The 19,675-nt window shown below is 29.1% G+C and carries 19 protein-coding genes and 1 pseudogene; 6 read left to right on the top strand and 14 right to left on the bottom strand.

Annotation, left to right across the window (positions count from 1 at the left end; translation table 11 throughout):
• Nucleotides 1-702: a response regulator transcription factor gene (locus JHL18_RS11175; RefSeq protein ID WP_200269140.1), complete on the bottom strand. Its 702-nt coding sequence runs from the start codon at nucleotides 700-702 to the stop codon at nucleotides 1-3.
• 287 nt (nucleotides 703-989) lie between these two features.
• On the opposite strand from JHL18_RS11175, the pseudogene JHL18_RS11170 reads away from it, so the two are divergent.
• Nucleotides 990-1,736: pseudogene (locus tag JHL18_RS11170) on the top strand (L,D-transpeptidase).
• An 88-nt stretch (nucleotides 1,737-1,824) separates the two neighbouring features.
• On the opposite strand, the gene JHL18_RS11160 reads toward JHL18_RS11170, so the two are convergent.
• The 9 genes from JHL18_RS11160 to JHL18_RS11120 all read right to left on the bottom strand — a co-directional run bounded on the left by JHL18_RS11160 (nucleotide 1,825) and on the right by JHL18_RS11120 (nucleotide 11,908).
• Entirely contained in the window at nucleotides 1,825-2,667 is an 843-nt protein-coding gene (locus JHL18_RS11160) for a GNAT family N-acetyltransferase (RefSeq protein WP_200269135.1), read from the bottom strand.
• A gap of 48 nt (nucleotides 2,668-2,715) precedes the next feature.
• On the bottom strand, nucleotides 2,716-3,327 hold the full coding sequence (locus tag JHL18_RS11155; RefSeq protein ID WP_200269133.1) for a class I SAM-dependent DNA methyltransferase: 612 nt from the start codon (nucleotides 3,325-3,327) through the stop codon (nucleotides 2,716-2,718).
• A 317-nt stretch (nucleotides 3,328-3,644) separates the two neighbouring features.
• Nucleotides 3,645-3,863: a hypothetical protein gene (locus JHL18_RS11150; RefSeq protein ID WP_200269131.1), complete on the bottom strand. Its 219-nt coding sequence runs from the start codon at nucleotides 3,861-3,863 to the stop codon at nucleotides 3,645-3,647.
• A gap of 478 nt (nucleotides 3,864-4,341) precedes the next feature.
• A complete protein-coding gene (locus JHL18_RS11145; RefSeq protein WP_200269129.1) occupies nucleotides 4,342-4,641 on the bottom strand; it encodes a hypothetical protein in 300 nt (99 codons plus the stop codon).
• Between the two features lie 66 nt (nucleotides 4,642-4,707).
• On the bottom strand, nucleotides 4,708-5,151 hold the full coding sequence (locus tag JHL18_RS11140) for a GNAT family N-acetyltransferase (RefSeq protein ID WP_200269127.1): 444 nt from the start codon (nucleotides 5,149-5,151) through the stop codon (nucleotides 4,708-4,710).
• A gap of 180 nt (nucleotides 5,152-5,331) precedes the next feature.
• Nucleotides 5,332-6,078, bottom strand: coding sequence for an MBL fold metallo-hydrolase (locus tag JHL18_RS11135; RefSeq protein WP_200269125.1), 747 nt, complete (start codon nucleotides 6,076-6,078; stop codon nucleotides 5,332-5,334).
• Nucleotides 6,079-6,183: 105 nt separating this feature from the next.
• Nucleotides 6,184-7,359, bottom strand: coding sequence for a diguanylate cyclase (locus tag JHL18_RS26455; RefSeq protein WP_200269123.1), 1,176 nt, complete (start codon nucleotides 7,357-7,359; stop codon nucleotides 6,184-6,186).
• Nucleotides 7,360-7,589: 230 nt separating this feature from the next.
• Entirely contained in the window at nucleotides 7,590-9,284 is a 1,695-nt protein-coding gene (locus JHL18_RS11125) for a methyl-accepting chemotaxis protein (RefSeq protein WP_200269121.1), read from the bottom strand.
• Nucleotides 9,285-9,553: 269 nt separating this feature from the next.
• The gene (locus JHL18_RS11120) at nucleotides 9,554-11,908 is read right to left on the bottom strand and encodes a glycoside hydrolase family 31 protein (RefSeq protein WP_200269119.1); all 2,355 of its coding nucleotides are present in this window, start codon (nucleotides 11,906-11,908) and stop codon (nucleotides 9,554-9,556) included.
• A gap of 158 nt (nucleotides 11,909-12,066) precedes the next feature.
• On the opposite strand from JHL18_RS11120, the gene JHL18_RS11115 reads away from it, so the two are divergent.
• Both JHL18_RS11115 and JHL18_RS11110 read left to right on the top strand, forming a co-directional pair.
• Nucleotides 12,067-12,963, top strand: a complete 897-nt coding sequence (locus tag JHL18_RS11115) for an AraC family transcriptional regulator (protein ID WP_200269117.1) — start codon at nucleotides 12,067-12,069, stop codon at nucleotides 12,961-12,963.
• Nucleotides 12,964-13,025: 62 nt separating this feature from the next.
• Nucleotides 13,026-13,481: a staygreen family protein gene (locus JHL18_RS11110; RefSeq protein WP_200269115.1), complete on the top strand. Its 456-nt coding sequence runs from the start codon at nucleotides 13,026-13,028 to the stop codon at nucleotides 13,479-13,481.
• Between the two features lie 137 nt (nucleotides 13,482-13,618).
• On the opposite strand, the gene JHL18_RS11105 is transcribed toward JHL18_RS11110, so the two are convergent.
• Complete coding sequence (locus JHL18_RS11105; protein WP_200269113.1) at nucleotides 13,619-14,983, bottom strand: glycoside hydrolase family 1 protein; 1,365 nt, start codon at nucleotides 14,981-14,983, stop codon at nucleotides 13,619-13,621.
• Nucleotides 14,984-15,237: 254 nt separating this feature from the next.
• Between JHL18_RS11105 and JHL18_RS11100 the strand changes: the two genes are divergently transcribed.
• Nucleotides 15,238-15,861: a TetR/AcrR family transcriptional regulator gene (locus JHL18_RS11100; RefSeq protein ID WP_200269111.1), complete on the top strand. Its 624-nt coding sequence runs from the start codon at nucleotides 15,238-15,240 to the stop codon at nucleotides 15,859-15,861.
• Nucleotides 15,862-16,046: 185 nt separating this feature from the next.
• On the opposite strand, the gene JHL18_RS11095 is transcribed toward JHL18_RS11100, so the two are convergent.
• A complete protein-coding gene (locus tag JHL18_RS11095; protein WP_200269108.1) occupies nucleotides 16,047-16,781 on the bottom strand; it encodes an EAL domain-containing protein in 735 nt (244 codons plus the stop codon).
• A 258-nt stretch (nucleotides 16,782-17,039) separates the two neighbouring features.
• Here JHL18_RS11095 and JHL18_RS11090 point away from each other — a divergent pair, with 258 nt between their 5' ends.
• Nucleotides 17,040-17,396, top strand: coding sequence for a DUF3784 domain-containing protein (locus JHL18_RS11090; RefSeq protein ID WP_200269106.1), 357 nt, complete (start codon nucleotides 17,040-17,042; stop codon nucleotides 17,394-17,396).
• 68 nt (nucleotides 17,397-17,464) lie between these two features.
• On the opposite strand, the gene JHL18_RS11085 is transcribed toward JHL18_RS11090, so the two are convergent.
• Together JHL18_RS11085 and JHL18_RS11080 are read right to left on the bottom strand one after the other, a co-directional pair.
• A complete protein-coding gene (locus JHL18_RS11085) occupies nucleotides 17,465-18,328 on the bottom strand; it encodes an SDR family oxidoreductase (RefSeq protein WP_200269104.1) in 864 nt (287 codons plus the stop codon).
• Nucleotides 18,329-18,330: 2 nt separating this feature from the next.
• Nucleotides 18,331-18,753: a MarR family winged helix-turn-helix transcriptional regulator gene (locus tag JHL18_RS11080; protein ID WP_200269102.1), complete on the bottom strand. Its 423-nt coding sequence runs from the start codon at nucleotides 18,751-18,753 to the stop codon at nucleotides 18,331-18,333.
• 181 nt (nucleotides 18,754-18,934) lie between these two features.
• Here JHL18_RS11080 and JHL18_RS11075 point away from each other — a divergent pair, with 181 nt between their 5' ends.
• On the top strand, nucleotides 18,935-19,588 hold the full coding sequence (locus tag JHL18_RS11075; RefSeq protein WP_200269100.1) for a protein kinase family protein: 654 nt from the start codon (nucleotides 18,935-18,937) through the stop codon (nucleotides 19,586-19,588).
• Nucleotides 19,589-19,675: the final 87 nt, after the last annotated feature.

The raw sequence follows: 19,675 nt of genomic DNA, 5'->3' as shown, positions 1-19,675 counted from the left end.
CTAGTAACCTACCATCTTATAACCTATTCCAAAAACTGTTTCTATCAAAGAAGAATTCTTACTTTCATCCAACTTCTTTCTTACTCTCTGTATATGAATGTCTACAGTTCTTGAATCGCCTACAAATTCAATTCCCCATACTTTATCTAATAGTTCATTTCTTGTTATAACCTTTCCTTTATTTTTAGCTAGATAAACTAATAGTTCGTACTCCTTATTTGTCATATCTATTTTTATGTTATTTTTAAATACTTCTCTGCGATCTATATGTATTTCTATATCATTGTCTATCTGAATAGAATTAGGTTCATTATTAGTAATAGATTCAGAAATCAAATCAATTCTTCTGAAAATAGACCTTATCCTTGCAATTACTTCTCTTGTATTGAAAGGTTTTGTTATATAATCATCAGCCCCAAGCTCCATTCCTAGAACCTTATCAACAGTATCAGACTTTGCAGTAATCATTATAATCGGTATTATGTAATCAGTTGAAATCTTTTTGCATACTTCAAAGCCACTTATATCTGGAAGCATCAAATCTAAAAGTATTAGATCAGGCATAAATTCTTGAACAAGTTGTAGTCCAACCGTTCCATTACTTGCAATTCTTGTATTATAGCCCTCTTTATTTATGTAATGAGAAAGTAACTCTGCTATGTTTTCTTCATCTTCTATTATAAGAATCTTTTTATTTTGCATTATATGTGCACCTCTATTATCTCTATTGATGAACTATTTCTTAATTATATTAGTATTATCAAAACTTCCCCTCAAAACCCACAGCAACTTCAACATTGGATTTAGGATTAAAATAGTACACCTTTATATTTTCATTATAAACTTTTGTTGTTTCAAATTCTATTACACTTGTATCTAACTTGTAACAAATATAGATGTAAATTAAAGTTTACAACTTATTTATAACTTTGAAATCTCGTACAAATCTTTTGAAATAATAGCTCGGTATAATTTTAAACATAGAATAGATGAAAATAACGGAGGTTAAAATAATGAAAAAAAACTTTTTAATTATTTCTTTGATTTTGGTTACCCTGACTGCTACTGCTATGATTATCAAAAACACTATAAAAAGCTACTCTCTTAATAAGCCTGTTAAAATATACCCAGTTAAACCATTAGTGAACGATAAGAATTTGACTTCCACAAAAAATCAATTTGGCAGTTCAGATGTTGCAATACCAAATAAAAAGGAAGGAAATAAAACAGCCTCTACTAACAGTTCTAAAGAATCCAAACAAAGTGATAAAAATTCAAAAGAAACTAATGCTCAAGTTGTAAATTATCAATTTCCAACTAAAGCACCTGTTAGAGCTAAACAAAGCAGTGACAAATATAATGTCAAGGTACATATCGATACTCAAAAAGTAGAAATATATAAAAATGATACCCTAATAAAGATAATGGAGTGTTCTACAGGATTAACAGAAGGTGATTACGATACACCTGTAGGAAACTTTAAGATAAATGACTACTTTGGTGAAAGTTTTTATAATGCTAAGTATAGAGAAGGTGCAAGATATTAGGTTGGCTTTATTGGTGCAACATATCTGTTTCATTCCCTGCCAGTAGATTCAAATGGTCATATTATTGAAGAGGAAGCTGCGAAACTTGGCACACCAGCATCCCATGGATGTATAAGATTAATTCCTAATGATGCCTTTTGGTTTTATGAGAATATTCCAAAAGGCTCTGATGTTGAAATCGTTGATTAAATTCAATAAAAAAGCCACTCATATCAGTATAATTGTTATCTGTTTATGAGTGACTTTAATTTTTAATAATTTTGCTAATACAAATAGTTTATAAGTTTTTTCTATAAGCATAAATGGTTTCTTTTTCTATAAATCCTATTCTTTTATATAGCTTTTGTGCTTTTTCATTATTTACTCTAACACTTATTGTAATTTCTTCAGCGCCATTTTCAATAAGATTCTTTATAGCATTATTTAAAAGCTCAGATCCATAGCCATTGTTTCTAAACTCTTGTCCAACATGAAGTAGTATGATTTCACCTTGTTTTTTATCTTTTGTTTGTTCATAACATACATATCCTTTAACCTCATCTTTTTCAATAGCTAAAAATAATTTGTGATGATGTTCCAATCCTGCAATCAATTCATTTAATGTAAAAAATGTATTTTTAGGATGAATACTATCTAATTTTTCTCTATATCTGTCTTCATAAGTCTTTATAGATACTAACTCATTTTCAATCTTTTTTATATTAGAAAAATTATTAAGAACCATGGTTATTTCTGCATTGTATAATTCGAAAAAGTTTTTTTCGCACCATAATTTGCATGAAACATTCTCCTCATAGAACGCTATTTTCACCTCAGATATAAACTTTGGCAAACTTGATAAACAATGTTCATACATGATATCAACGTACTTAGTGAAGTATTCATCCTCGATGATTGGACCAAGAAGTCTGACAACCTTTTGTTCCTCAGAAATGTGAGTTCCTATACATCCAACTATATTGTTTTTTTCTATACAAAGAAAAAAATTATCCTTATCAATTTCAGCTATCTTTCTATAGTTATTAGGAATCCACGCAATGTAATATTTATTTAGGTTATTATATTTAAATAAAAAATCATTTAAATTCTTTGTATATCTATCTTCCATTTTTATTAGCATTATTTTGTCCTCCTAAGATGTAATATAAGTAAACCATGCTTAAATAAATTATTTTACACCTTTAATTATAAATAAAGAATAGTCTATTACTTCATCTCCAATATCTTTTGTATCTAAGTAAAATGTGTGAGCTTTAACCTCTTTAAATCCAGCATATTTAAAAATCTCTATAAGTTCAGCTTGATTAAATCCGTTATGTCCACAGAAACCAGCTTCATTTTTATGAAATCTACCATCCTCTTTGTTTAAATCAATTATGCAAAGGTAGCCTTCATTATGAAGAAGTTCATAAAGCTTACTTATTACATTTTTTGTATCATTGATATGATGTAGTACCATAGAGCTATATATTATATCGTACTTATGCTCAAATACATTGTTAGTTGATATATCTAAATTTTTTATAGCTACATTATTAACTTTATAAGTTTCAGCTTTAGATTTAACCATATGAAGCATCTCTTCTGAAGAATCGATAAGAGTTATTTCTTTTAACTTATCATATAGGTTAAAACTTATAAGTCCTGTTCCACATCCAAACTCCATTGCAGAAAGTCTATTATTGATTGGAATAAAGCTTTCAATTTCCTTAGCTATAACTTTTGCTCTAGTTATTCGTTTCACTGTGTCCCAACCTTTTGCATATTCATCAAATCCCATATAACACCTCACTTAACGTAATGATAAAATCTTACCTTGCATATTAAACAAAATTAATAATTCATTTAAAACCTTGATTTTTATTGTTATTTACAAATAAAACTTACAGCTCTTGAGTAAAACTTGCCTCACCAGTCGTCTACTCTTCTTTCAAAAAGGTTGTCCAACATCTCGAGTACATCATCTTCAGTATTTATAATTTCTTTGTTTAAGCTATTTTCCATGGTCATCTCCCTTACAATGTTAGTATTATATGCGTAATTACACCACAAACACATACTTTGAGAGTTCCTTCATTATAATTAATAGCTTTGTTTTTATTTCAGAAGTTTATTACACTCTTCACAAATACCATCACTATTTAGTTCAAGGGGTTTAAAGTAACAACGTAAATTTCTTGTTTCTGTTGGTGGATAAGGATATAATTGCTCTAATATGTTTGGCTTGTATCCCCTACTATGACACCTTCTACATTCATTTATCCATTTTCTTTGTGAAGGATGCATCGATAAAAATTCTTCTCCATTATCTATCACTATTTTATACACCACCTATCTAATTTTTGTGTACTTATTACTAAGATATGCTATAAGAAACTATAATTATATATATTTTACCCAATATTCTGACTTTTTATAAAATCTTACACTAATTTATATGAATTTAGTTATATTTATAGTTTAATTTTATTGAGAAATTATTTTTTCACTTGAAACTTTTTCATTATAGATTTGAGATGAAATTAGAAAAGTGATTTAGATTTTGCTTATTGTAACTAAAGGGTTTCTGTGTTGAAACTTAAGTTATACTTGTTTGAAAATCTCCGCTTATTGGGATTTTCGGGCATGTATAAATTAATAGTTGAACTAGAAACTCTATATAGTTGTACTACTTCTATCCAAAGGATATTTTTAAAACTCTCATGTTTGGTGGTGAGAGAGTTTAAAAATAATAAGTAATTATAGAGAAGTCACTTGTAACTTCTCTATAATTTAAAGATTTACCTAAAAAAAATTATTTTTCAGTTTTTTTCTTGAAAGTAGCTGCCGCTAGTAAGCTAAGGAAGAAGCCCATAAATACGTTGAAGCAAATTACAATATATGAATATGGTACATTAAATTTAAACATAAATAACCCAATTATTGCTTCTAAAATTACATAAGATACACATATCAAAACTATCCAAGCGATATTAGTTTTTAATTTTATTTTCGTCTTTAAGAATGATAATAAATCATACTTTTTATATAGAACACTAAATAGAAACCACGAGCCGCATATTATTATTACTTGTTCCAAACTGTTAGTTGACATTTTTTCTCTCCTCTAAATGTTCACTTTCAAAAAGACATATTTATATTGCATAAAATTATAGATATATTACTTTTTATAAAGCATATCTATATGCGGAATACCATCTTCTAAGTATTCCTCTGAAATCGGCTTAAATCCAAAACTTCCATAAAAATCAAATAAATATGCTTGTGCTTGTATCTTTATTTCTGATTCTTTCATATTTTCCTCAATGAATTTTATAGCTTTTAAAAGTAAATCTCTTGATATCCCTTTCCCTCTATAATCCTTTTTTACTATTACTCTGCCTATTGAAGCTTGTTCATACGAAACACCTTTATTTAGTAGTCTTGCGCAAGCCACAATTTCACCCTCATCTTTTAAAAATAAGTGATATGAGTGTTGATCTTTACCATCAGGATCTAGATAAACACAGTTTTGTTCTACCACAAATACCTCACTTCTTAATTTAAGAAGTTTATATACTTCTTCTGCAGTTAATTGATCAAAGGTTTTAATTTTCCAAATCATCAGGTTTTCCTCCAGGTATGTAATTGAATTAAACTCTCAAAAAATATTTATAAATTTGATTGAATCTATTTACTTGTAATTACTACAATATACACATGAAAATCAAATAATTATAATTTTCTTATATTGAATGATTATAACATAATATTGCCAGTTATATTAATTCAATATTACATTTTATTAAAGTTCAACTTCCATACCATCAAAGGTTGCGAAAGAATTCGAGAAAGTTTGTTTTGCACTTAATTCTGCTTCAATCCTCATTTCTTTATTAGTATAAGTACTAGCATCGAAATGCATTAAATAAAGATTTTTAGCTTCAGCTTCTTTTGCAAGTCTTGCTGCCATTTGGGGATTAAGATGTACCTTAGCATCTTTTTCTACATTAGGCGCCATACTGCATTCTGTAATTAATATATCTGCATATTTAGCTAAAGTAATAGCATTTTGACATTCAGCCGTATCTGTGCAATACGTAATAATCTTGTTGTTTATCTCTAATCTAATCCCTAAAACTTCTATGCTGTGTTTCAATGGCAAAAAACTTGCTTTAAAAGGAAGTTCTTTCGAAATTTTACCAACTTCTATTATCTCTACATTGAAAGGAAGTTGTTTTATTGGAACTGTGAAAGGTGAATTGATAAACTTTTTAAGAAAATCTTCTCCTCCATCTTGCACTATAATATATAATCCTTTAGAAAACTTATTTTTAAACAATGTGTGTAATCCTGAAATGTGATCTAGATGAAAATGGCTTAAAAATAAATAAACTGGTTTATCGGAATCAATATAGTTATTCAACTTAGAAATTCCATTGCCCGCATCTAATATTAAATAATATTCTTCATTTTCTATTAGTACAGAAGGTGTATTCCCTGTTTTAGAATCATACCATCCATTTGTACCTAAAAATATTATCTTTGACATATTATCTACTCCTCAACTTGAGTTTTTTTTAATAAAACGAACTATCTATATTATCATGACTATTATTATTTAAGTTTCAGTTATTTATTACCTTGATACTGTAGCTTAAAAAATACAAACTTTATTACGACCTGTTCTCTTTGCCTCATATAAAGCTTTATCTGCATGACTGTATGCTTTGTCGAAATCTACCTCTGAAATATTATAAATGGGAGAAATGCCAAAACTTCCAGTGATTTTGATTTCATTCTTTTCAAAATTAAAAGTACATTGTTCAATTAAACTTCTTAAATTTTCACAGATTACTTTAGTTTCTTCTAAGTTGCTGCTTGATATTAGAATTAAAAACTCTTCTCCACCAAAGCGAGCCAACAAATCATGTTTTTTAAGGTTATTTTTCAATATGTCAGCGGCTGCTTTTAGAACGTAATCTCCAATTAAATGTCCATATGTATCGTTGATATTTTTAAAGTAGTCTATATCTACTATAACTACATAACCTATATCATTTGTCTCTTTTTCATTACAAGCAAAGTCTTTTAATTGTTTCATAAAGTATCTTCTATTTGGAATACCAGTAAGATAATCATAATCTGATAAATACTGAAGTTTTCTATTTACTTCTTGCAACTTAATATTTTTAGCTAAGTGAGCAACTTGATTATTGTGCATAAACTTAGATAGAAATAACGCTGATACAAAGAAAAAACTTCCATTAACAAGATTAGAAATTAATATATTAAAGTTATGCTGAAATATTATCATAACAATAATGAAGGTCATAAATGTACAAGTATACATAATATTTTCATATGGCGGTTTTATAAGTATTACTAAACCACTAAAAATTATATTTATACCAAAAACTAAAATTTGTCCTGTAGTAATCTGATCTAATCCTGATATTAATGTAAGTAAAACTAATATAGCACCTAGAGTAAAATATATTACTCTTTCAATTAACTTAATAGAAAAAATCTCATTATTATTGAGCCATTTATTAAGTAATGCAAATCCTAATAAACAGACTATAATTATAAGTGAATGTAACAATAAATAATATATATATATTTCTTTGATAGAAAAAATGCTATCTTTAATTCGTGGCAAATCATATGCTAATACCAACACAATTTCCATAATTGCAGTTATACTTAAGCCTATCCGAAGTCTTTTAATATTAGTTATCGCAATATTCTTATCTATATCTGATCTCTGTTTATTGGTAAGTTCAATGTCATTGTTAAGTTTGAATATACTAAAGTCAAATATCTTAGCCACCACTTTACCTCTCTAGTTTTTCTAATATTTCTTCATTAAGCCTTAAAGTAAATTCATTTAGTTTAATTATAAAAGTTCGTATTGTTACATATAATTCTTTAATAATATAATAATAACATATTTTTTTATTAACAAGTCCTCTTAGCTAAACATTTATTTTAAAAGAGGAGGGTTAAAAAAAAGAGCATACAAAACTGCATACTCTTAAATTCAACTAATCAAATATTTAGTTATAGCTTAAACTTGCTTACATTATTAGCCATATTTTCTGTCATCACAGCAAGACTTTGTGCAGAACTAGCAACTTCTTCACTTGAAGAATTCATCTGTTGAGCTGAAGCTGCAATTTCTTCTGCAGTTGCTGCTGTTCCTTCTGCAATAGAAGCTGATGCCTCAACCTTATTTATAATAGTTAATTTTTCTTTGTTTAAGTTTATTGCTGAAGCACTCACCTCACCTATTTGAGGAAGTATATTATTAATATCTTCAATAATTTCTTTAAACGAAGTTATTGATTCTTCGATTACTACAATTTGATTGTTTAAGTCAGTTCCAACACTATTCGAATTGGATACCACTTCTTTTGTTTCACTTAGCACTTTATTTAGAAGACTATCAATACTATGCGAAGATTTTTTCGATTCTTCAGCAAGTTTTCTAATTTCGTCTGCAACAACAGCAAAGCCTTTACCAACCTCTCCAGCCCTAGCTGCTTCAATGGCAGCGTTAAGAGCAAGTAAATTGGTCTGATCTGCAATAGAATTAATAATTGTTATAATCTTTTGTACTTCATTAATATTATCTCCTAGTCCTTCAACTTGTCCGCTAACTCCATTAAACGACGTACTAAGACTTGTAATAGATTTTGCTAAGGATTCTAATTTAATATTGCTTTCTTTAGCCTTACCATCAATATTTTTAGCTTTTTCATCTACTCTTTCAATTGCACCCACTATTGTTTCCACATCTTGTCCAAAGCTTTCAACACTACCAGCAGTGGATACAAGATCTTGAGCCTGGTTTGTTGCACCATCTGCAACTTCTTGAACTGCATTTGAAACTTCAAGAGAGGATGAAGTCATTTCTTCAGATATAGCTGACAGAGACGAAGATTGATCATTGAGTATAAGAGCATTACTCTTAATTGAAGATAAAATTTCTCTTATACTACTTACTGTTTTATTTAACTCTTTTTTCATCACGCCAAATTCATTTGTACCTGAATCATCAATTTCTGATGTTAAATCACCTTCTGCTAATAGTGCAAGATTATTTAGTATTTCTTTACTAGAGTTTCTTAATATCAATAGTATTGTTAATGCTAAAGCACTTGATATAACGATTACTAATAAACCTATTAGTACAAATAACTTCATGCCGCTTGAATATATGTTTTCACTGTGTTCTTTTCCTTCATTAGCCTGTGTAGTATTTATACTAACTAACTCATCAAGACTTTTTACTACGCTCTCGCCTTTAGCTCCAAAGGATGCTCTTTCTTCATCAGTAATTTCTATGTTTTGCATTCTTTTAAGTTTCATCTGCTCCCAGGTTTCGAAATAAATCTTTTGAGCTGCTTTATAAGAATCATAATTTTTTTGTTCATCTGCTCCATCTATTAATGGAACATATCCTTTTTCTAGTTCTTCAACCTTCTGCTTATATAGCACAACTTTATCTGCTTCTGTTTGAGTATAGCTTCCCCATATGCATTTTACTATACTTATTCTAGTCATTGTGAAATTACTTCTTATATCACCTAGATATTTCATTGGAATCAAGTTAACTGAATAAATTGACTCTGCACTGTCGTTTATTGCACTCATTTTTTTATAGCCTATACCAATAAGTGTAGATGTGGACACTATTATGATTACAAGCATTGTAATAAGTAAAGATAATAACTTTATGTTTCGAAGCTTCATATGTAGCAAATCCTCCTTTGATTACTGTTCTCCCTTATAGGGTTTATAATTAGATTCTCGTTGATATCATATTAATTCTTAATGTGTCAGACCTTATATGCTACTATGATTTTACACCCAACACTGGAACATTAGTCCTCATATATAAATGCCCCTATTCAAAATAAAGGTTATATTCAATCCGCTGCTTTAGCAGCATAAAAATAAAATCAAAGCACTAGAATTTATGCAACTCTAGTGCTTTGATAAACTTGATTAACTTAAAATCATTACTTTAATATAATCTTACCACTTACTGCTGGAATACTAAATTCAATTTTATTATCAGTTTTACTGAAACTTAATTTTTCTTCATTAAAATAAATCTCTTTGATAGTATTACAATTATATATAACTTTGAAGTTATCATATGCTTTATACTGTTCTTGTTTTATGTTGATATTAATAGTAACTTCTTCATTATCCTTCATGATAAGTTCATATAAAGTATATTCTCCTTCTCTGTATTTATAACTTTCTTTGTCATCTACATAGTGAACATATTGACCTTCACCTGGATAGATATCAAGAGTTAATTCTTTAATATCTTTTTCTCCAACGTAGTTTTGTTCTGGGTAGTTTGGAACTATGCTTCCTTTCTTAATATATAGTGGACAGATATCAAGAGGAGCTTCCTTAAGTATATACTTTCCACCAGCTATAACTTCTTTAGTCCAGTAATCAAACCACTCGCCTTCTGGAAGATAAACACTCCTTATTTTCTTACCTTGCTCTAGTATAGGTGCTACCAATATATTTTCACCAAATAAAAATTGGTCATTAATCTCATGTACTTCTTTATCCTTTTCATAATGAAGCACAAGTGATCTCATCACAGGTAGCCCTGTAGTTTCACCACTCCATAATAAATCATATAGATATGGAAGTAGCTTGTATCTTAGCTTTATAAACTTTCTATTTATATTTAAGGTCTCTTCATCAAAAGCCCATGGTTCCTGATCTCTTGTATTACTACCTGAATGATTTCTAAATAAAGGAGTAAACGCTCCTATTTGAACCCATCTTGATAAAAGCTCAGGAGTGCAGTCAAAGCTAAAACCTCCAACATCAGTTCCACAAAAGCTTATACCACTCATACCAAGGTTTAAAAGCATAGGTATTGACATCCTTAAGTGATCCCAAAAGCTTTGATTATCACCAGTCCATACTGTAGAATATTTTTGTGTTCCTGCATAAGCAGCTCTTGTTATAACAAAGGGTCTTTTACCGCTATGTTTCTTAATTCCCTCAAAAGTCGCCTTTGACATAAGGTGTCCATATACATTATGAATTTCAGTATGATCTGTATTTCTTCCTTCATTTTCAAACTGAACATCATCCGGTAATGGTCCATTGAAACTAGCAGGCTCATTCATATCATTCCATACACCTGAAACACCTGAATCTAATAAAAGCTTTTGATTTTCAGCCCACCAATCTCTAGTATCTTTCTTAGAAAAATCAGGAAACACAGAATCACCTGGCCATACCTTATTTACATAAGTAATTCCATCTTTTTCGGTAGCAAAATATCCATTCTTAAGTCCAGTCTCATAAATATCATAGTTTTTTTCTTTCTTTACGCCAGGATCTATTATTGTAACTATCTTAAAACCATCTTCACTAAGATTATTTAATAGCTTCTTTTCATCAGGAAATCTTTCTTTATCCCAGGTAAACACTTTAAAATTCTCCATATAATCTATATCTAAATGAATTGTGTCGCAAGGGATACCCTTTTCTCTGAAGTTTTTAGCTATTTCTTTAACTCTGCTTGCTGGAGAATAAGCCCATCTGCTTTGCTGATATCCAAGAGTCCACATTTGAGGAAGGGGTGTCTTTCCTGTCAAATCAGTGTAACCCTTTAGTATACTTTGTACATTATTTCCACCAATAAAATAATAATCTAGATTACCATTATCAGCTCCAAAGTAATAATACTTAGAGTTTTCTTTTCCCATGTCAAAGTAGGTTTTAAAAGTATTATCAAAGAATATTCCAAAGACACTTTCGTCTCTTAGTGTTATAAAAAAAGGTATGGATTTATAAAGTGATTTATGACTTTCAACATGTGGTGTCGGATCATCAGTGTTCCACATTTCATAGTAATACCCCCTCTTATTAAGATGTCCTGTTTTTTCTCCAAGACCGTAGAACTTCTCATCTCCAAATAACCTTTTAACAACTTGAATTTTGTGCTTATCAGCTTGCTTATCTACATTGTGTCCTTCATCTTGTGCATCACTTATTGTACCTCTTCTTAGAAAAGGATTTCTTTCTTCTCTATAGTCTTCACATAATAGTTTTTCTTCAATGCTATAAAAATCCACTTTAAAATCGTCATATACCCTAATAAGTAATGCTTCTGTTCTTATCTCTATGCAAGAGTCTTTTTTCTCTACTATAATTTCACATTGTTCAATGCTCAAATCTTCAATAGCTCTTGAATAATGATCATCATATTTTAGAGGGCAAAAAACATTCACAATTATTGGATTTATAACTTCAACTATTCCTTTGTTTTCTTCAAACTCTAAATGTATTTTATTATTTTTTACTTTATGACTTATTATTTTACCAAACATAATATTTCTCCTATATCATTTATACTTGTTATTTTACGATGTAAACCTTATATTAGTAGTATATATATTTTTTTAGCTAAATACTTGCTCTATTTTAACAAGAAATAACACTATTTTGACATAATTTATTCATATCACTAGTGAGGTGACTTTAATATATGGAAACTGAAAGAAATACACTAAGAGAAACCGTAGATAGAGGTAATTCTATTATTCCCTTCTATTCCTATAATCAAAATTGGAATAACTTCACCCTCTACTTACACTGGCATAATGAGGTCGAAATCATTTATGTAGAAAAAGGAGCTATAATCTATACAATAGACACTGTTTCTACAAAAGTCTCAGAAGGTCAAGCTATAATAATAAATAGCGGTCAACTTCATTCGGCTCATACTATAAATGAGGAAGGTAGCTTGCATCACGCCTTACTTTTTGACTTAAACTTTTTAAATAGTTCAGTCAATGATCCTTGCCAAGATAATTATATTACCCCACTACTAAGCGGAGATTTTCGCTTTCCTCTAATAATAGATGAAAATTATACTTGGGGTAGAAAAGTAATAGAAGAAGTAAAAGAAATACTAGTTATATGCTCTCTAAAACAATTTGGTTGGGAGATAGGAATAAAAGCTTCACTATACAAGATTCTATCTACTATAGCAAGAGAAAATAAATTCATTGTAAATAAAATGTCATCAGCTTCATCTCTTAATTATAAGATAAATATCATTAAAAATACTATAAATTATATTCAGAATAAATATACAGAAAAAATATACATAGAGGATTTAGCTAATGAAGCAAATATGAATGCTCAATATTTTTGTAGATTCTTCAAAGCCAATACTGGTAAAACCATAGTAGATTTTGTAAACCAATATAGAATTGAACAAGCTGCTAAACTATTGAAAAATGAAGATAAAAAGATATCAGATATTTGTTTTGAAGTTGGTTTTGATAATTTTAGTTATTTTATTAAGAAGTTCAAACAATATGAAAATGTTACCCCAAACCAATATAAGAAGCAACTATTAAATAAAATACAAAACTAAATAGCAAAGTACAATGGTATACATATACTATTTCTGTAAATAAATTATAGAAGGTATAGTATATGTCTCAATTTAAGCCTGATAAACTTTCAGTTGAGTTCAGAGATGGCGTTACGTCAAACAACCCTATTTTAACTAGACATTGTACATTAACTCACTCTGATATTACGGCAGAATTATTTTTAACTATAGGTTTGAGCTTTGCTTATGACATGACTAATGAGATGAGAGACGAAGTGCTTGGAAAATGGGTAAGCAAAGAAAGTTCTATTTTGTTTTATGTTTATCTAGCTATAGATAACGATACAAATCCAATACAAGCGGCTATTAGAGACTACATTTTCAGAAAAGAACTACCGCTAGCATTAGAAGCTATAAGATATGGGGATAGAAAATTGTTTGAAGTATACCCAAAATTAGATAACTGTCATATTATGGTCCACTTTATTGCAAAATGTCCGAGGCTAAACAAGGTTGAAGATTATGGCACCTTTTCAAAGTATAATACTATAAAATAGCATTATAGACTTATAACTTTTCTTATTAATAATTTTTACTTAAATATATTTAATATTAAAAATCACGATAAAATATGCATACAGAGGTTATGTACTATATACCATTGTATGCATATAATTAATATCTAAATGTTATTTTACAATATTTCCCCGTTAGATTGTATAACCTGCTTAAACCAATTGAAACTTTTTTTCTTATATCTCTTTAGATCTCTTAAATCAGTTTCAGTTCTATTTACAAATATAAATCCATATCTTTTACTCATTTCTCCTTGAGAGCTAAGTATATCAATTGGCCCCCAAGCTAAGTAACCAATTATTTTCACACCTTCAGATATTGCAATTTTCATTTGTTCTATATGTTTTTTCATATAGTCAATTCTATAATCATCTTCTACAGTATTATCTTCATCCAGTTCTTCTTTAACACCTATTCCATTTTCTAATATGAATATTGGCATATTATATCTTTCATAAACTTCTTTTAACGCCAGTCTAAAACCAATAGGATCGATAGTCCATCCCCATTCACTAGCCTTAAGATACTGATTTTCTATTAAGTTCTCCATACCAGGGAAAAGTGGTTTACTATTTTTGATACTTGAACTAACAGTTCCACTAAAATAATAACTAATTCCTAAATAGTCTGCTTTTCCGTATCTTAATAATTCCAAATCTCCTTCTTCGAAATCCAAGGATATTTTTCTGTTTTTTAAGTCTGTAAGATAGTAAGATGGGTACTCCCCTCTTGCAAAAACATTTAAATATAAATCCGCAATTCTTTCTTTGAATTTTTTCATTAAAAGAGCATCTTGTGGATTGCAGGTTGCAGGATATAATTGCATATAGTTCACCATACCGCCCATTTTTCCATCCCCTACAATATCATGTAATGCCTTGGTAGCCTTTGAGTGAGCAAGCAAAACATTATGGATTAACTGATTTTCGAAAGTTTCTTTATCAAAATCCTTTGGAAGCTTAGTTCCATATAAATCTGTCATTAGTGTAGCTGTATTGATTTCATTAAAGCTAACCCAGTACTTAACCCTATCTCCATATCTTTTAAAAACAGTTATTGCAAACTTTTCAAACAAGTCAACTACTTTTCTTGAAATGAAACCATTATATTTTTCCTGCAGTGCTAACGGCATATCAAAGTGGTACAAGGTTAACACTGGCTCTATACCATTGTTTAAAAGTTCATCTATCACATTATCATAAAATCTTAATCCTTCTTCATTTACAATTTCACCATCAGGAAAGATCCTAGACCAAGCTATATTAGTACGAAACGAATTTAATCCAAGCTCCTTAAAAAGAGATATATCTTCCTTGTATCTATGATAAAAATCTATGGCAGTGTTCCAATCAGATACTCCAGGTTTTATTTCTCTGTTATCTACAATAGAAACTCCTTTACCACCTTCATTCCAAGCGCCCTCTATCTGAAATGATGTTACAGCGCCTCCCCAAAGAAATTGATTAGCATTAGTTTTACTCATAAATTTCCGCCTCCATCTTTTATCTAATTCAGTAACTCAATAATTACTGTTATAATAATATAAAGCCAGTTTACACACTGTAAACTAGCTTTATATTACCATCTAATTTACACAGTGTAAACTCCATGATGCTACATTTTCTCATTTAGAAAATCTCACATTTTCGATTTATATGTTACAATATAAATATGTGTATTCTTTAATTAAAGAGTTACCAAAAAATAAAAAGCAAAACCGCTTATTTGGAGGTTCTAATGAGTTTTAAACATAGCTATAAATTCAAAGATGAGAGTGAACGTAAAAATACTTTAATGGAAGCAGCCTTCAATCTAGCAGTTAAAAACGGTATAGATAAAGTAACTGTTGTTGATATTGTTAATCTTGCTGAAACCAGTAGAGTAACCTTTTATAAATATTTCGATTCAGTATTTGATATATTTTGGGAAATTCATAGATATATTCTAGATGAAATGACAGTATTTTTGAAAGATAATATAAACGGTCAAAATGCAAATGAAAAAATCCATTCTTTATTTGATTTATATAAAAGACTGTACCTTGAAAGGTTTGATGATATAAGATTTACAATATTTTTTGATTGCTACCATACTCATCGTGCTGATGATTCTAATTATTTGGATTACATTTTTTATACGTATTTTTGTGATGAATTAATCAATGAAGGTCTTGAAGATGGATCAATTAAGGAAAGTTTAATTTTTCGCAAAAAGCTAGCTATTCAAATAAATGCTATATGGGGACTCATGCAAAGACTCTCAGTAAGAAAGGATCATATTCACATAGAAACTTCCTATGATGATATAGAGATTTTAGAAGGGTTAATTGAAACCGCCCATATAATTCTCAATATAGAATAATAAGATTATATTTCCAACCAAATATATGATACTATAATTAAACTACTTTAAAAAACTCTGCTTATATAATCCAGCAGAGTTTTTTAATATAAGTTCAATTACATAGTTACCATCTAAAAAGCATCAGATAAATACACATTTAAATTCAACAAGATGCATTAATACAACCTAAATAAATTAGCATATTATTTTTTAAAATTTACTTTTGGTAAAACCTCTAGTTCTGGCTTAGCAAAATAGTATCCTTGTATATATTCTATTCCAATCGAAGAAAGGACTTCAACATCTTCTGCATTTTCTATGCCTTCAGCAATTACTGTAACCCCGAGATCTCTACACATATTCACTATATTAGTTACTATCTTATGTTTCACCGGATCTTTATGTATTTCATAAACTAGTCCTCGGTCCAGTTTAATGATATCAGGTACAAATTCTGCCAGCAAAAGCAATCCTGAGTTTCCAGAACCAAAATCATCAATTGCAGTTTTAAAACCCATTTCTTTGTATGATTTAAATATTTCTACAATGTGATTAAATTCATCTGGCCTCTCTTGCTCTGAAACTTCAAAGATAATATTCTCTATTGGAAAGTTAAACTTTTTTGCCGATTGTAGGGTTGAACTTATACATACCTCTGGCTTATATACTGCCCTTGGCATAAAATTTATAGATAAGTATGTATCACAATTAAGTTTTGATGCAACTTCAATTGCTTTATATCTGCATTTTTGATCAAAACTATACTTTAACTCTTCTGATACTTTTGAAAGTATAGAATAAGCAGACTCTCCATTTATGCCTCTTACTAATGCTTCATATGCAAATATAGTATTATCTTTTGTATTTACTATTGGTTGATAAGCAAATGTAAAATCAAAATCAAGAGGAATACTGCAAAAACCGCAATTTCCAGCCATTTCTCCACCTCATTTATAATTCTTATTGTTAAAAAATATTTATTTTAAAACACTTATTTAATAATCGTGTTTTCCTGATAATTCTTTAAATAAATGTATATTTATCATTTTTTTAAATACAAAAATTAATTGGTAAATATTTGAAACAAGCATTGTAATAGTATATAATTACAATAGTATAAAATTAATTTGACAGATAAAGTATTCTTAATAGTTACTCACTTAGATTTTGTTTATAAATGAGGAGGTTCATTCTATATGGTAATCGGATTTATTTTAATAACTATTTTTTTAGCAATTTCAATTGCCTTAATAAATGGTAAATTAAGTTTTCTAGTTATTGGCTATAATACAATTGATGAAGTAGACAAAACTAACCATGATGAGAAAAAACTCTGCAAAAATGCTGGATTAGAACTACTCTCATTAGATTTAGTATTGATCATAGTAATGATTCTACTTAACACTGACTACGGAAATAGCCATGCTGTAGCAATAGATTTGATTGCAACAATTGTTATAGTTGTTCTTACAGTTGGAAATATCATACTAACTCAAAAAAACAAAAAAATTTACTTTAAAAATAAATTTAAAACAAAAAAAACTAAATCATAATTATAATTAAGAATACATAATATACTTTATTTTCTTTGTATATCATGTATTCTTAATACTTTACATAGCTAAGGTTTACTACAGAAACACAAAACATTTTCTTTTACAAAGGCTTCAAAGCTTTTAGGTCTTTTCCCAGTTAATTTATAAAACTCATCTGTTACTTTTTTTGCTGTTCCCATCCGTGTCATAAAATAAAGTGCTACAGTAACATTCACGTATGATTTATCGAGACCTCTCTTTTTTATATAATATCTTCTATACTTAAGAAATCCTGGCTTTTTATAAACTATCCTTCTTCCAGTTACCTTACTAATTATTTGTGCTACTTGATAATAGTCTAACGCCTCACCTCCAGTAATTGTATACGCAGTATTTTTATGTAGTTCCGGGGTATGAAGTGCTACTGCTATAGAAAGACCTATATCTTCTGAAGCTATAAAACTGGTCTTGCTCCTCCCTGCTGGGATAAAAATTTCATCTCTTTCCCTGATTTCAACAGAATGAATACCAGATATATTTTCCATAAAAAATCCCGGTCGTATATGTGCAAACGGAATTTCTAAGGTTTCAATATATTTTTCTATTTTGTGATGAGGAGGGATAGTGTTATTTTCTACTCCCATCAATGATAAAAAACATACTAGCTTTATATTGTTAGCTTTCATTGCATCAATAAAAGGAAATAAATCTTCAGGTTTACCAAGGTGAGGGGGTCTCATTAAAAACACCCTATCTATTTCGTATAAAGCCGACTTAAAGGTACTTCTATCAGTAAAATCAAGTTTTGTAGCTTCTACTTTATTATCAAACATAGTCTGAAGTTTTTCAGTATTTGTTCCTGCTGCTACAACCTTTTCACCCATTTTCAAAAGTTCTTTAACTACATAATTACCTACATTTCCAGATGCCCCTGTTACTAATATCTTCATTATCATCTATCCTCACTTAAGATACTATTTGCTTTTTGTACCAATTCAATAAATTTATGAAATTCTTCGCTGCCTAACTTTGTTTTTAATAGTTCCATTGTTTTAAAGTATTCATTATAAGTTGATTCAACTAATTCTTTTCCCTTCTCAGTAGTACATACAGTATAACTCCTTCCATCTGTTGGAGAAGGGGTTTTGATTAAATAATCTTTTTTTATTAATGTGTTCACCATTGCTGTAACAGATGGTTTAGCAATTTTAAAAAAATTACTAATCATTAAAGGAGTGACCGGCTCATCTTGAACTTTAGTAAAAATAAGAACTCCCATCTCACTAGGTCTTATAGGTATATCTCTTTTAACATTCATTTGCAATCTACAAAACATAGAAACTGCATCTGCGCTTATAATAATATCCTTATCCATTTTCAGCCTCCATATAGTTAGTTTAACTAACTAATTATATCTATATTATACTCTCTAATTAGATATGTCAATCATAATTAAATGATAGCTTTATATGTAAATCTTTAATAGTAGCATTCCTATGAAAATTTTTATATAATGTACTTTAAATAATAGATTTAGAGCTTTTAAGAGGAAAGTTATGATAAAGAGTGATAGATTGAATAAAATAATCAATTTAGTAGAAAATGAATTATTGCCGCTTATTGATCTAAAAAGTATAGATATACATGATCCAGTGGTAGTTGAACATATACCTACGGGTTGGGATATCTTAGGCACAGGAAATTATGCAGCAGTGCTTAGTAATACAGATTTTCCTGAGTATGCTATTAAAGTCTATGCAGATGGTCGTCCTGGAATTGAAGAAGAAATTGAAGCATATAAAAGACTTGGATCACACAATTCCTATTCAGAATGCTTCTATTACGGCAAGAATTTTCTTATCTTAAAACGTCTTAATGGAATCACTATTTACGAGGCAATAGTGAAGGGAATTCAAATTCCTGAGAAGGTAATAAAAGATATCGACAATGCTTTAGATTACGCTAGATCTCGTAATCTTCACCCTCATGATGTACACTTTAAAAATGTAATGATTAAGGATGGGCATGGCATAGTAGTAGATATTTCTGATTTTTGCAAAGCTGAACATTGTCTTATTTGGGAACATTCAAAGAAGGCTTACTATAATATATACATTCCACTACTATATAAACTCCATCTGCCTATACCTAACTTATTATTAAATTTCATTAGGAAATGTTATCAGTTTTATAAGAAGATTATGGGCTAAGGATAAGTCTAGCAAGTAATTTGCTATCCATTTTGGTTGTAATTGAATGGTATATAAGATATCACAATAATAATTGGATTATATTGA

Origin of the sequence: Clostridium yunnanense (genome assembly GCF_016595795.1) — a bacterium.
Taxonomy (GTDB): domain Bacteria; phylum Bacillota; class Clostridia; order Clostridiales; family Clostridiaceae; genus Clostridium_AR; species Clostridium_AR yunnanense.
Note: the sequence above shows the minus strand (reverse complement) of the source record. Positions and strands in the feature narration are given on the sequence as shown.

Coding starts and splice junctions, on each gene's coding strand:
- JHL18_RS11140 (WP_200269127.1), bottom strand. CDS start 5,151: ATGATTTGGAAAATTAAAACCTTTGATCAATTAACTGCAGAAGAAGTA.
- JHL18_RS11080 (WP_200269102.1), bottom strand. CDS start 18,753: ATGGATAAGGATATTATTATAAGCGCAGATGCAGTTTCTATGTTTTGT.
- JHL18_RS11125 (WP_200269121.1), bottom strand. CDS start 9,284: ATGAAGCTTCGAAACATAAAGTTATTATCTTTACTTATTACAATGCTT.
- JHL18_RS11155 (WP_200269133.1), bottom strand. CDS start 3,327: ATGGGATTTGATGAATATGCAAAAGGTTGGGACACAGTGAAACGAATA.
- JHL18_RS11105 (WP_200269113.1), bottom strand. CDS start 14,983: ATGAGTAAAACTAATGCTAATCAATTTCTTTGGGGAGGCGCTGTAACA.
- JHL18_RS11085 (WP_200269104.1), bottom strand. CDS start 18,328: ATGAAGATATTAGTAACAGGGGCATCTGGAAATGTAGGTAATTATGTA.
- JHL18_RS11090 (WP_200269106.1), top strand. CDS start 17,040: ATGGTAATCGGATTTATTTTAATAACTATTTTTTTAGCAATTTCAATT.
- JHL18_RS11095 (WP_200269108.1), bottom strand. CDS start 16,781: ATGGCTGGAAATTGCGGTTTTTGCAGTATTCCTCTTGATTTTGATTTT.
- JHL18_RS11120 (WP_200269119.1), bottom strand. CDS start 11,908: ATGTTTGGTAAAATAATAAGTCATAAAGTAAAAAATAATAAAATACAT.
- JHL18_RS11075 (WP_200269100.1), top strand. CDS start 18,935: ATGATAAAGAGTGATAGATTGAATAAAATAATCAATTTAGTAGAAAAT.
- JHL18_RS11135 (WP_200269125.1), bottom strand. CDS start 6,078: ATGTCAAAGATAATATTTTTAGGTACAAATGGATGGTATGATTCTAAA.
- JHL18_RS11110 (WP_200269115.1), top strand. CDS start 13,026: ATGTCTCAATTTAAGCCTGATAAACTTTCAGTTGAGTTCAGAGATGGC.
- JHL18_RS11100 (WP_200269111.1), top strand. CDS start 15,238: ATGAGTTTTAAACATAGCTATAAATTCAAAGATGAGAGTGAACGTAAA.
- JHL18_RS11175 (WP_200269140.1), bottom strand. CDS start 702: ATGCAAAATAAAAAGATTCTTATAATAGAAGATGAAGAAAACATAGCA.
- JHL18_RS11115 (WP_200269117.1), top strand. CDS start 12,067: ATGGAAACTGAAAGAAATACACTAAGAGAAACCGTAGATAGAGGTAAT.
- JHL18_RS11145 (WP_200269129.1), bottom strand. CDS start 4,641: ATGTCAACTAACAGTTTGGAACAAGTAATAATAATATGCGGCTCGTGG.
- JHL18_RS11160 (WP_200269135.1), bottom strand. CDS start 2,667: ATGCTAATAAAAATGGAAGATAGATATACAAAGAATTTAAATGATTTT.